The sequence below is a fragment of the Parashewanella spongiae genome, assembly GCF_004358345.1.
In the GTDB taxonomy this organism is placed as follows: Bacteria; Pseudomonadota; Gammaproteobacteria; order Enterobacterales; family Shewanellaceae; genus Parashewanella; species Parashewanella spongiae.
In genome coordinates this window covers 5,188,875-5,202,844 of sequence record NZ_CP037952.1, presented here as the reverse complement: position 1 = coordinate 5,202,844, position 13,970 = coordinate 5,188,875, and the positions used below count along the sequence as shown (strand labels likewise).

The following is a 13,970-nucleotide window of genomic DNA, read 5'->3' as shown; positions in this document are numbered from 1 at the left end:
GTACTTGTCGATTGAACCCCCTATGCTGGTGGTTTATTGAACACAACGCATGAAAATGAATAATCATGCGTTGAGACTTTATCGGCTCGAACAAGGAGATAGGATGAAATCCTACGGTATTGCGCTGACATTCTCATTATTGATGAATCCAATAATGAGCCAAGCAGCTACAGTTGAAACTGATCAAACTGCAAGTATTATAGTATCGAGTCAGCAAGCTCATGGTTTTATGGACTGGGTTTATGACAAAAGTTCTGGTCAGTTATTCATGGAAGTGAAACAACTCAATCAGCCTTTTTTACTCGTCACAAGTTTACCCCAAGGGGTTGGCTCAAATGACATCGGTTTAGATCGTGGTCAACTGGGGAACTCAAGGCTGGTGCAATTTGAACGCCTTGGGCCTTACACTATTCTTAGACAGCTTAACCCAAACTATCGGGCTAACACTCAAAATACCGCAGAAAAAGAGGCTGTAAAAGACGCATTTGCTGAATCAATACTCTGGCGAAGTAAAATACTCAGCGGCAAAAAAACACTGGTGATGATGAATGATTTAGTCATTAACGATTTACACGGTGTAATTGACACGCTTAAATACACTGAGCAAGGCAGTTATCAACTTGATAAAAACAAGTCACTTATCATTCCTGAGGGAGTGAAATCCTTCGAAAAAAACTCAGACGTAGATGTTTTATTGACGTTTAATGGTAATCAAGCTGGGCAATATGCAAAACAAGTGACACCTGACGCCAATTTTATCTCGATTAAGATGCGATACTCGTTCATTGCGTTACCAGAGCTTGGGTATACGCCAAGAACCTATCATCCAATGAGTGGTTATTTGTCTGATAGCTATCTCGATTATGCCCAACCAATAACAAACAGCGTTCAACAGTGGCACTTGCTGCGACATCGCTTGAAAAAAATTAATCCGGGATCGGCGCCTTCAGAGGTCATCGAACCCATAGTTTACTATCTCGATTCAGGTGCGCCTGAGCCAATACGATCAGCTTTACTTGATGGCGCTCGTTGGTGGTCAAAAGCCTTTGAAAAAGCAGGTTTTATTAATGGCTTTCAAGTGGAAATGCTCCCTGAAGGTGCCGATCCTCAGGATATGCGATATAACGTGATTCAGTGGGTGCATCGAGCCACAAGGGGTTGGTCTTATGGCTCGGTTATCACAGATCCTCGTACAGGTGAAATTTTAAAAGGTCATGTGACTTTAGGGAGTTTACGAGTAAGACAAGATCATCTAATAGCACGTGGGTTAACAGCGGGTTGGAATGATAGAACGGCCGCAGATAAAGCTGCAATGGATTTAGCGTTAGCACGTATTCGTCAGCTTTCAGCACACGAAATAGGGCACACCCTCGGACTTGATCACAATTTTGCATCGTCGAGTAATGATAATGCGTCGGTGATGGATTATCCGCATCCATATATATCCTTAAAGCAAGGAAAAATTGATATTTCTCAACCTTATAGTGTGGGTGTTGGCGAGTGGGATAATTTTACAATTCAGTATGGCTATGGTGAATATGATGCCGGACAAAATCCAGCTAAGCAGCAACAGCTTCAAATTGAGTCAGCATTAAAGCAAGGATTAAGTTATATCGGCGAGTCTGATTCGCGGGCAAAGGATGCAAGCCAAATTTATGCGAGCCTATGGGATAATGGCAGTGACGCGGTTGCTGAATTAATACGTTTAGGCCAAGTGAGAAAAGTGGCGATAGAAGGCTTTAATCATCGGGCTTTATTAGGTGATCAGCCGCTAGGTGAATTATCCGATGCTTTTGTGCCGATTTATCTGCTGACACGTTTTCAAATCAATGCGGCTGCAAAATTAATTGGTGGTTCTAATTACAGTTTTGTTCAAGACAAAACATCGAGTTGGCATTTTGTTGCGCCAGAGCAGCAAAAAGCTGCACTCAATGCACTGCTGAATACAATTATGCCCTCGTCTTTAGAAGTGCCAGTGAGTGTGCTTCAATACCTAGTTCCTAAATCTGGTAATTATCGGGCGACAAGGGAAAGCTTTGCGTCAGGGTTAGGTGTGTTACCAGATCAATTAGGCATGGCGGAAGTATTAAGTCGACATACCGTGACGAATCTATTGATGCCAAGAAGGCTGAATCGGGTCAACCAAGCTTACATTGCAGATAGAGAGCAGCTTTCTGTCTCGGAGTTAATCAATGAGTTACTCGATACTACTTTGCTAAAACGTCGTAAAACCGGTACTCAAACAGGTATTTGGATGCGAGTTAACGCGGTTGTGGTTGATGCTCTGTTGCAAGCAGTTCGTGATCCACAGACCGCCCCAGAAATTCAAGCTCTACTCAGTGAACGATTGCAATACGCCGTGAGTCAATTAGAGCGTAAGGCAAAACGTGCCGATGATTATCAAGCCGCGCATTTTCAATGGTTGGCAAATAGTATTAATAAGGGACTTACCGATGCTGAGTTTCATTTGATCAACGAACCATTACCTATGCCACCTGGTTCACCGATATAATACCAATTACAGTAATTAAATGCTCAACTCAGAGCTATGTATGCGCACAAAGTACAAACGAAATTGGTGAAAACATAGTTATCTACGTTGAGATAATTTTGTGAAGTATTTTTTGCGCATACAAGCTCCCGAAGGGCAAGGCTAAAGGTTTCCATTACTGCGTTGCACGTTCTTGAATTATCCTGACAAAAGTACTAAGGAACTGTCTCAAAATAACTTACCGATTTGTTACTGCTTAAAATTGTCAATATCAAGGCACGAAGAATGAAGTTTAGTTATTCTAAATGAAAAATGAGTAACGCAGAGAGTGGCAATTTTAAGCGTAACCCTTTGGGCTGTGTTTATTTTTGGCTTCTACTATGTTGTCGAAAGCTTATGTAGAGTAACTACACCACACTTTCTTCGCCTTGTATAAGCTCAAAAATAAACGACAGCAAAACAGGGAAGTTATTTTGGGACAGTTCCTAAGTGCGTTGAACGCCAGTTTTGTATGGCGGCCGTAGGGAATATAGTACTTCGAATATGCGCCTTTTACTGAAAACCTTTATCTCTTGCTGAGTGAGAGATTAATTACTGTAATTGGTATAACTGTGAGTTCAAAAGGCTAGGGTGTTGAGCTTTCAGGATTGAATTTTGTGCTATTTGAGCGTTTATTTGTTTATGAAGTGAGCATTGAAGCTTATGTCATCTACGTGAGCGCTCACAAGCATTAAACCTAGAAACATCAGTTGACTGCGTTCTCAAGCGTAGAAAAAAAGGCTGATAGTTAGGCGTAGCTTGCAGCAAGTAGTTATTCTACTTGCAAAAGTTACAACGCAGATAGCAGTCATTTTAGCAAGCTTGTGAGCGTAGAGCATTTCACTCATTGGATGAAAGCCATGATGATAAAAGCATCGTATTGCTCAAACAGTTACTCGTATACTCAGCGTTCAACTGGTGTTTTTAGGTTAATCACTTCGGGTTTAATTCCTCGCCCCTTGGGGCGAACTAACACAAAAGGTTTGTGTTTTGTCATACCAGCTACTTTCACTAAACAAGAAAAAGGCGCTAGGTTACCGACATAAAAAACTGTCGTTACTTCGTTTCCACCCTTCGCCGGAGTGATGATAACGCTGTTACTGAGTTGTAACTTCAATCCGTTTCGATAACACAAAGCATGCTCCTCCCATTAATAGGTTTGTTACTGGCAATGCCAATAGTAAACCTTTTACCCCGTCCAAGTACGAACCCAGCAATGCCAGTGGAAGCATCAGCAATAAAAGACGGCTTAAGTTAATCACTAACGAGCTTAAGGGCTTGTGGTAAGCATTTAATGATGCAGCAAAAATCATCACCACACCTAATGGACCATAAGCGCAAGGCAAGGCGATAATATAAAAATTCAGCCATTTAAGGACTTGTGGATCGGAGCTAAACAGCTGCGCGAGTGGCATCGAAAAAATAAACAGAGGAATATAAAGAATACATTGAAATAGCAAAATAAATTTAAGAGAAAACTGCAAAGCTTGTGATGCTCTTTCCTGTTGCCCAGCTCCCAAGTTTTGTGCAATAAAAGGCACTAAACTTGATGATACGGCCATCACAACAATCAAGGCTAATGATTCAATGCGAGTACCAGCACCAAAAGCGGCCACCGAAGAATGATCGATTCGAGCGAGCATCATCATTAGCACAGCATTAGCTAAAGGATTAATGAGGTACATTAATGCAGCGGGACGAGCAATGTGAGCCAGCTTTTGCCAATTCTGCTTGAGTCTCACTCGGTCATGTTCAGCAAAAATAACCAATTTTCGTTTAAATATCAGCAAATGGCCTGAAAAACCAATCGCCACTATCCAAGAAATAACGCTAGCAATAGCAGCGCCTTGCATTTCTAAGCGCGGAAAAGGGCCTATGCCAAAAATGAGCAATGGATCTAATACTAAATTTATTAGTGCGCTGATGGTCATGATCATGGCAGGAGAGCGAGTGTCCCCAGTGGCCCTTAGTCCTTGGTTTCCGACCATGAGCAGAACCAGTAATGGTGCGCCGAGATACCAAATGAACAAATAATCATTCACTAAAGGTAGGCTTTCGGCATTGGCGCCCATCAAAGTAAACAGCCAATGCATTGATGCGCTGCCGATCAAACAAAGCCCAGTGGCGACTAGAAAGCTGAGTAATAATGCATCATGTAAAAAAACTCGGGCATGTGGGGCTTGGCCAGAGCCAATTAAGCGGCCTAAATTAGTGGATACAGCAGCACCTACTCCAATAGCGATACTGATCACGATGAGGGTGACAGGAAAAGTAAAACTGATGGCGGCCAGTGGCACAGTCCCTAAGCGACTGATGAAAAACGTATCCACTAAATTAAATGCAAACACAGTAAAAATACCTAATAAATTAGGTAGGCTTAGTTTTAGCAAGACTTGACCGATAGGGGCACTGAGCAATCCGTGTTTATCTTTCATAAGTGACTATCGGTTAAAGTTCCATAAAATACGACTCATAAGGATACCTGATCACCTACAAAGCTCAGCTAACTTTGCTGTCACTTCAGCGTAGGCTGGAGTCCAGGGGCTGTTTATCTTTCAGGATTAAATTTTGTGCTATTTGAGCGTTTATCTGTTCAAGGCGTAAGCTGTGAAGCTTAGTCATCTAAGTGAACGGGTTACAACACAGAACAGTGAACGCTCAAAAGCATCTAAGACAGCGTAAATTGGTCATTTCTACTGCGTTATCGCTTGCTTATTTGGAATACCAAACCGCACAAGCTCTGTCTTGTATAAAACGACCAATTTATCGCTGCAAAAATAATCACGAAAGATAAACAGCCCCTAGTGTTTTTTCTTTTCTTGGAAAAGCCACTGGATACCAGCCTACGCTGGTATGACGATATAGTAACTATCTGTAATGACGATATAGTAACTATATTGTTCAATGCGCTAAACTAGCCTACAGTAACTTTGGCTGAGCATAATTGGTATTAGTCAGGTAATGATAAATAGAATTCTAACAAGTTTTCATCACAATGGCTTGAATCAAAATAAACGGAAAGCCTTTATGGGCTGATTTTCCAATTTTTTTATTTTCAAGCCCTTGGTATTTTTACGGCAGGCCCCATATCTCAATCATCAAGTCAGCCTATTCTTATTTTATAAGATAAACCAAGGTGTTTAAGGCTAAGAACATAGTATAAGTTGCCTGTAACTATAGGCTATTAATCGTCAGGAGAATCCATAAATGAATATTCGTCCATTACATGATCGCGTTATTGTTGAGCCGCTTGAAGTAGAGTCAAAATCAGCGGGCGGTATTGTATTGACTGGCAGCGCTGCTGAAAAGTCGTCACGTGGCAAAGTTTTGGCTACTGGTAAAGGTCGCATTCTAGAAAACGGTACGGTTCAAGCATTGGACGTACAAGTCGGCGACGTTGTTATCTTCAACGAAGGTTATGGCGTTAAGAAAGAAAAAGTAGATGGCAAAGAAGTATTAATCATGTCTGAAGCAGACATTCTTGCTGTTGTTGCGTAACGAGTAACGTAATAAACGATTCTTTTTCATTTAAACCAAATTCAGAGGATATATTCACATGGCTGCAAAAGAAGTCTTATTCGGAAATGACGCGCGCGTAAAAATGCTTAAAGGCGTTAATGTGCTTGCTAACGCGGTAAAAGTTACTTTAGGTCCAAAAGGACGTAACGTTGTATTAGACAAAAGCTTTGGCGCTCCACTGATCACTAAAGATGGTGTTTCAGTTGCAAAAGAAATCGAACTAAAAGACAAGTTCGAAAACATGGGCGCTCAAATGGTGAAAGAAGTTGCATCAAAAGCCAATGATGCAGCAGGTGACGGTACAACTACCGCGACGGTTTTAGCACAAGCTATCGTAACGGAAGGTCTTAAAGCGGTTGCTGCTGGCATGAACCCAATGGATCTTAAACGCGGCATTGAAAAAGCCGTTAAAGCGGCCGTTGTTGAATTAAAAGATTTATCTGAAGAGTGCAGCGATGAAAAAGCGATTGCTCAAGTGGGTACTATCTCAGCAAACTCTGACGAAACCGTTGGTGAGATCATCGCAAACGCTATGGCGCGTGTAGGCAAAGAAGGCGTTATTACGGTTGAAGAAGGCCAAGCACTGGAAAACGAACTTGATGTAGTGGAAGGTATGCAGTTTGACCGCGGTTATCTATCACCTTACTTCGTAAACAAACAAGAAACAGGTAGCGTTGAACTAGAATCACCATTCATCCTTTTGGTTGATAAAAAGATCTCTAATATCCGTGAATTACTGCCTTTACTAGAAGGTCTAGCTAAAACGGGTAAGCCACTACTTATTATTGCTGAAGATGTTGAAGGTGAAGCACTAGCAACACTAGTAGTCAACAACATGCGCGGCATCGTTAAAGTGGCTGCTGTTAAAGCACCTGGTTTTGGTGATCGTCGTAAAGCCATGCTGCAAGACATCGCAATTCTTACTGGCGGTACGGTAATCGCTGAAGAAGTTGGTATGGAGCTTGAAAAAGCAACTCTAGAAGATCTTGGTACAGCTAAGCGTGTAGTTATCACGAAAGACAATACAACCATTATTGATGGTACAGGAGAAGAAGCGCAAATCAATGCTCGCGTTACACAAATCAAGCAACAAGTTGAAGAGTCAACTTCTGATTACGACAAAGAAAAATTGCAAGAGCGTATGGCGAAATTGGCTGGTGGAGTTGCAGTAATTAAAGTAGGCGCAGCTACTGAAATCGAGATGAAAGAGAAGAAAGCACTAGTAGAAGATGCACTTCACGCGACTCGTGCAGCGGTTGAAGAGGGTGTGGTTTCTGGTGGTGGTGTCGCGCTTATTCGTGTGGCGTCTAAGATTGGCAACGTCGACGTTTCGAACGAAGATCAAAGACACGGTGTTGAAATCGCACTACGTGCAATGGAAGCGCCACTTCGCCAAATTGCGGATAACGCTGGTGAAGAAGCGTCAGTGGTTGCCAACAATGTGAAGAACGGCAGTGGTAACTATGGTTACAATGCGGGCAACGACACATACGGCGATATGCTAGAAATGGGTATTCTTGACCCAACTAAAGTGACTCGTAGTGCGTTACAGTTTGCTTCATCAATTGCTGGTCTTATGATCACAACAGAAGCGATGGTAACTGAAGAAGAGCAAGAAGCTCCAGCCGGCGGCGCACCTGATATGAGTGGAATGGGCGGAATGGGCGGAATGGGCGGCATGATGTGATAGGCCTAAACTAACCTAGTTTACTGTTTCAAAAGAAAAGCCGTAGTCTATGATTGCGGTTTTTCTTTTGTTACGGATAAACATGATTTCTCGTGACATCTGCGAAAATGGATATCTAATACCAATTACAGTAATTAATCCTAAAAACATCAGTTGACTGCGTTCTCAAGCGTAGAAAAAGTGGCTGATAGTAAGGCGTAGCTTGCAGCAAGTAGTTATTCTACTTGCAAAAGTTACAACGCAGATAGCAGCCATTTTAGCAAGCTTGTGAGCGTAGAGCACTTCACTCATTGGGTGAAAGCCATGATGATAAAGTCATCTTATTGACTCAAACAGTTACTCATATACTCAGCGTTCAACTGATGTTTTACCGTGAAAATAGCCGCTAACACCTATTCCCAAGCCTGTTAGTGAAAGCATAAAAGCTAAAAATTACTTCGTTTTTAGCTTTAGGTTGGAAATAATCTTCAAATCTCAGCGAATACAATTTTCATGGTGTAGGGTGATAGAAAAATAGTAGCCAAAGTAATCGCATATGACATCTATGCCTATCATGAACGTTTAGGTTAATCTCTCACTCAGCAAGAAATAAAGGTTTTCAGTACAAGGCGCATGTTCGAAGTACTATATTCCCTACGGCCGCCATACAAAACTGGCGTTCAACGCACTTAGTCTTTTGGCGGGATAATTCAAGAACGTGCAACGCAGTAATGGAAACCTTTAGCCTTGCCCTTCGGGAGCTTGTATGCACAAACTTTGGTTTATAAAGAATACTTCACAAAATTATCTCAACGTAGCAATGTAATAACGACAGTTTTGTATGTCGGTAACCACTACTTGCTGCTATTCATGCTTTGCTATCAGTAATTTTTTCTGCGTATATGAACGCTCCCAACCGATTTATTCAGGTTAAATAAAAATGCAGTTAACATTATAATATTGTCGTTGTTCTATGATGCGATCATACTAAAAAGTGTGCTCGCGAGTATCAAGTTAATGGCTATACTCGCTCAATACTATCATTCCTGAGTTGAATTTATCCTCGATAAACTCAAGTCTAAATTCATCTTTGAGAAAACTTATCATTCCATTTTTTAACGTATTATTGCCATGGTATCCAGTTATGATCGATGTTATCTTGGGTTCATTGTTTTTTTTGTGGTAACAAAATAATAATCTTGCGAAAGCTAATGGAACACCTCGAATATGTGTACCATCGCCTGAATGTCCTTCGAAGATTTTATCCATATGTAAATCTATACAATGATTCATTAAACCAACATTTTTTTATATATTCCTTGTGTTATCCCTTTACCAATCATGTTTGCGAAATTATCTTTTTCAAGCGGCGCAAGTTGAGCATGTACTTGTGAAGGAGTACTCATGTTACATTCGTTCATTATTTTTTCTAAATACCATATTTCAGTGTCAAATTTCTTAGCCTTTATACATACTTTAATAAAGGCATTGTAAATGGCAACATTAGGCTTGATGCCCCATTGTTGCATTAAACTGTCTGTATCTGTATCGTTCAATACCAATGATTTGGCTTCGGCATAACGCTCCATTTCAGCACAGGCTGTCAGCAAATTCAGGCAGGTGATTTGATTGGCCTTTAATGACAAATGAGGTGCTATTAGGGATCTAGCATTTAAAAATCTACCGCAATTGGAGTGATTGTAAGATCCCACTTTGGTAATTCACTATTTCTGACTATTTTACTTTCCAGCTCTTCTTTTTCTTTGTTATTGAGCTTGACTCCTTTTGAGTAAATTTTATCAATTAAATTGACTACTGGGCTCATCGCTTTCCATGTCATTGTTTTTGTCCATTCTATTACCGTTTTGGCTGTACTAAGTAATGTGCCATTCCAATGTCTCTCTAACGATGACCAGACTCGTTCTATCGGGTTGTACTTACTGTGGTATGGCGGGTAGTAGACGTTTCGAATCTTGAGTTTCGATTGTTCACTAAACGCTACTAATCTAAACAGGTATTGAGTACGACAGCCACTATTTTCAGGACCATTATCTGAAAAAATAATGAGTTCTTCCACTTCTAGATTTTCACTTTTAACTGAATCCCACCACCATTCAAGTGCGTCACAAATGAAGTCACTTGTTTTATTTGAGTTGCCATAAAAAACATGAAGTTGATCATTGTCGAGGTTAAGAATTCCGAACGGGATCATTTTCTTTTTTATTTCCATATCATGATCCAACGCTTGAACAGCATCAGCACTACGAGATTTACCGTAACGGGAATACTCACCAACATTAACTGTCGCTTTACAGTCGATACTAATACGGATGACTTTTTTATTACCGGTTGTTTCTTTATTGATTTTGTTTACGTTTTCAAAGATAGCGTCTGTTTGAGGAATTTTTTTTGGGGTTTAGTTTTTTGGACTCGTCGAAGTCTGTATCCCAGTCGATTTAATATGTCGTTAATGGTTCTTTCTTTAGGTAATTCTTCAGGTAGCCAGCCTTTTTCTTCAATTAACTTTTTTCTGACGCCTTTCGCTGTAATTCGGGTATACACAAACGTATTTTTAAACTTCGGGTCGGCTTGCGATTCAGGATCTACTAACGCTCTAATATCTATTTCTAATTGAGGCTGACTCACTTCACTTCGAGGTTTTCCGTCATAGTGTCCGAAACACTCGAAGCCCGTTTCTTGTTCATGAAGCCCAAGCGCAACAGCCTTTCGACACCAGCCAAATTCTGTTTCAGTTAAGCGTGGACTCCCACAGCAGAAGGTTTTGGATACTTCGGCCATAAAAACTCTTTTCTCCATCCCATGAAGTTTACTGGATGCAAGTTTAATTATCCTTTTGGACTCACTTGAAAGGTAAATTGAAGTAGACATTTGGCTGCAACCGTAAATTACTCTGTTTGGATTATACGTCGGTATAACCTAAGTCACAGCATCCCTAAGCTTCACGGCTTACGCCTTGAACAGATAAACCTAGAAAAATCAGTTGGACGCATAGAAGTAAGATAACTAACTCAAGTTCAACCATAAAAGCCATAAAGTGTATTCATCCATTGAGTGAATGCTTGACGTTCGTAAACTGGCTAAAATTACCGCTTGCTGCGTTGTTAACTTTTATAAGTAGAACCACTACTTACTTCAAGTCACGCCTTGTCATCGAAAATTTTCTCTGCGTTTAAGAACGCCACCAACTGATTTTTCTAGGGAGCGCCACGAAGCGCTTTATTCTGTTGCGGGATTTGTCTCAACGTATACGCAGCCAAGCGATTACATGGCCATAAACCAGAGACAGCAACGTTATTATTTATAATAAGTCCATCAGGTTGAAACGTACCTGACGGGATAATTACCAGTTCATCCCGAAATCTGACGGGCATGCATAATGGGTAACCGCTATGACATGAAGCCCTGTGACAAAGGCCTTGAATAAAGGTTGAGATGCAATGTAGGCCGCAGCATCAAGCGAATTCAGTTAAGCGTCGTAAATCAAAAAATGAAGATGGGGAGTCTTTCCTAGTTGACGAACCCTGACACAAACAGAGAAGCAACTGGTAAATGCATCTGTTTGATCTTCCGGCGTAATATGAAGTGGCATGTATTGAAGGAAATAAAGTGAACGTGGGAGAGCCTGAGTGTTGGAAGGTAGTGACTTGCACTATCCGAATATAAGGTAAACCGAAATTTCAGATAGGGCGCTCAGGCAGTCGGATGAGCCCATAGTACCGTTAACCGTGAAGACAACATAACTTTACATCAGGGAAGGGGCTCAGTGTTACACCCGTTTTTTAACGTAACTTTTGAGGTGAAATTGCCATATGGCTAACACTCCAGTAAATATCAGAATATTACAGCGAAAACTTTACTTACGCTCAAAGCTTAACTCGGAGCTTCGATTTTACAGCTTGTACGATAAACTCAGTCGCCTAGATATACTCGAAGAAGCCTATCGACGATGCAAAGCCAATAAAGGCGGAGCAGGAATTGATGGCATCACATTCAGTTATCTAGAGCAGCAAAAGAAAGTCGTTGCGCTGTTAAAAGAAATTCAAACTCAATTACAACAGAAAAACTATCGACCTAGCCCAGTCAAACGAGTAGAAATACTCAAAGACAACGGCAAAACGCGGAAACTTGGGATCCCGATAATCAGTGACAGAATTGTGCAAATGGCGATGACAATAGTGATGCAACCCGTCTACGAACCTCATTTACATGAACACAGTTATGGCTACCGTCCATGTCGAAGCGCCCAGCAAGCGGTAAAAGTCATTGAAATGAGCCTAAAACAAGGCTACCAGCACGTACTCGATGCTGACTTGAGTGCCTATTTCGATACCATCCCGCACGCTAAGTTGATGGCAAAAGTAGAAAGGCGAATAAGCGACAGCAGCTTTCTGAGTTTACTGAAAAGCTTTATCAAAGCGCCCATCAGCGTAGAGACGGTCAACAGAAAATGGCGAATAGAAGCAAGCCGATGTGGCACTCCACAAGGCGGAGTTATCTCTCCACTACTGGCTAACATCTATCTCAACGATTTCTGTTTGAAAATACACGAAAAAACACTGTGTAAAATTGTTACCTATGCAGATGATTTTGTTGTACTTCATAAGCAAACCTACACACAAGAGCAACTGGACTGGATAACACAGCAATTAAGTGATGAAGGTCTGAAGCTAAATCAAAGTAAAACCCACTGTGTGGATATGGGAAAGCTGATGAATGAGTTTGATTTGGGTGTGGGTCTTTTAAAACGACGAAGTTACCCACATCTGTATAACCTCTGTTTGGATTGCTTTTTGTGATACTCCCAATACTTTTCAATATCACCACTCGATCTTAACGACCTAAGTTTTAATATAGCTTCTGCACCTTCAAGGCTCCATCTCGCTCCAGTGATATCCAACCTATCATTAATCAGATGACGACAAGCTCCCTCAATGACACCGCTAGCAATTGGGAAACCTTGCTCTAACGCTTTACCGTATTCTAATCTTGATTTATTTTTCAATAGATAACCGATGCACTTATTAATGCCTTCTCGTTGTTTTAATTTCCGTTTTGTTGCACTGATCCCAAGGCCTTTTGCTACTTGTGACGCATTACCTCGTAAGATTTCAGTCGCTCGATTTTCTATCCAATCTTCGACTTCTGGATCATCTTTTTCAAATAAGCACCACGCCGCTTTCCAGAGATATTCAAGCACATGGATGAAATCCATGACCACCGTTGCATTGATGTTGAGTTTCTTCATCACCCGATAAATTTGTTTTAGCTGATGAGGATGACCATCAACGAGTACAACCCACTGACGGCTTTGAGTAGGGTCTCGTTCCAGAGCTTCTAAAAATGCTTCTTCAATCACAGTCGCAGCGCTTCTTTCTACGCTTGCCCACACACGTTTATTTCTTGGTGGCACACGTAATGGACGAACATTTGAATTATCGTTTCTAGACATGATTGATTCTGGGGTACGATGCAAAGGCTTGGTGGTGTATACCGCTGCAACTTCTGCCATTCGTTTGCGGTCTTTTTTTTCTCCAGCACTTAGGCGTCCTTTGAGCTTCTGTTGTTTCGCTGCTTTTTGCGTGCCCTCTCTCAAGCTATTAGGTTGCATAACGATGCCTTTTCCATCCATAGTCAATACCAGTAAATCAGATGTATTTTCTGGCTTAAGGTATCTCTGCTGGAGATAAAAACCATCAAAATCTTGTGCAATATCCTGCACAATTTGCCTTGCTTGTCGCTTGGGCACGTGCGCACCTGTGGTGGTATCTATTGAGCTTACTGCATCATCATATGAGCCTTTGACTGCTTCTGTAGCGAGTCTTAGGCGTACACCATCAGAGTATTTATCTTTCGAAAGATTCAGCTCACCATCCATTGGAAACACGCTATCACACCGACGTTGACTGTAACCTTTTCGATGCATCGTTACGGTACCAAATAAACTTTCTAAGTTTCGTTTGCAGTTATTTTTCAAATAATTCAATGCAATGTCACGGTTGGAACAAACTTGCTGACGGGGCTCTTCAGCGGTTTTGATATCTAAGAAACCCTGCAATAAACACCGCAACAACTCAGTTCCTTCGGTATCGATATAGGCTTCAACTTCTCCATGGCTCTCTTGCTTAACTTGTTTGTCTTCGAGGTGCGAAATAATACGCTCAAATTTCAATTTGGCTTCAGAAAAGAATGAAAATTCGAGTGAGTTTGAGTATGCTAGTTTCATGAAAGGAGCCT

General features: G+C 41.2%; 8 protein-coding genes and 1 pseudogene. 4 read left to right on the top strand and 5 right to left on the bottom strand.

Annotated elements, in window-relative coordinates; translation table 11 throughout:
* Positions 1-103: 103 nt before the first annotated feature.
* Positions 104-2,512, top strand: coding sequence for a zinc-dependent metalloprotease (locus E2I05_RS20630; RefSeq protein ID WP_121853494.1), 2,409 nt, complete (start codon positions 104-106; stop codon positions 2,510-2,512).
* 1,115 nt (positions 2,513-3,627) lie between these two features.
* Here E2I05_RS20630 and E2I05_RS20625 read toward each other — a convergent pair.
* Positions 3,628-4,965: an MATE family efflux transporter gene (locus E2I05_RS20625; RefSeq protein ID WP_121853492.1), complete on the bottom strand. Its 1,338-nt coding sequence runs from the start codon at positions 4,963-4,965 to the stop codon at positions 3,628-3,630.
* A gap of 772 nt (positions 4,966-5,737) precedes the next feature.
* Here E2I05_RS20625 and E2I05_RS20620 point away from each other — a divergent pair.
* Positions 5,738-6,028 (top strand): co-chaperone GroES, encoded by a 291-nt coding sequence (locus E2I05_RS20620; protein WP_121853491.1) that lies wholly within the window; start codon positions 5,738-5,740, stop codon positions 6,026-6,028.
* 58 nt (positions 6,029-6,086) lie between these two features.
* The gene (gene groL, locus E2I05_RS20615; RefSeq protein WP_121853490.1) at positions 6,087-7,736 is read left to right on the top strand and encodes a chaperonin GroEL; all 1,650 of its coding nucleotides are present in this window, start codon (positions 6,087-6,089) and stop codon (positions 7,734-7,736) included.
* 993 nt (positions 7,737-8,729) lie between these two features.
* Here the strand turns inward: groL and E2I05_RS20610 are convergent.
* From E2I05_RS20610 to E2I05_RS22710, 3 genes and pseudogenes are all read right to left on the bottom strand, one after another.
* A complete protein-coding gene (locus E2I05_RS20610; protein ID WP_121853489.1) occupies positions 8,730-9,008 on the bottom strand; it encodes a hypothetical protein in 279 nt (92 codons plus the stop codon).
* Positions 9,008-9,361, bottom strand: coding sequence for a hypothetical protein (locus E2I05_RS20605; protein ID WP_165905479.1), 354 nt, complete (start codon positions 9,359-9,361; stop codon positions 9,008-9,010). Before E2I05_RS20605 ends, E2I05_RS20610 begins: the two co-directional genes overlap by 1 nt.
* 26 nt (positions 9,362-9,387) lie before the next feature.
* Positions 9,388-10,514, bottom strand: a pseudogene (locus E2I05_RS22710) (ISAzo13 family transposase).
* Between the two features lie 1,031 nt (positions 10,515-11,545).
* Here E2I05_RS22710 and E2I05_RS20590 point away from each other — a divergent pair.
* Positions 11,546-12,532, top strand: coding sequence for a reverse transcriptase domain-containing protein (locus tag E2I05_RS20590; RefSeq protein WP_133309826.1), 987 nt, complete (start codon positions 11,546-11,548; stop codon positions 12,530-12,532).
* Here the strand turns inward: E2I05_RS20590 and E2I05_RS20585 are convergent.
* Complete coding sequence (locus E2I05_RS20585) at positions 12,490-13,959, bottom strand: ISKra4 family transposase (RefSeq protein ID WP_133309522.1); 1,470 nt, start codon at positions 13,957-13,959, stop codon at positions 12,490-12,492. The genes E2I05_RS20590 and E2I05_RS20585 overlap by 43 nt on opposite strands.
* Between the last annotated feature and the right edge of the window lie 11 nt (positions 13,960-13,970).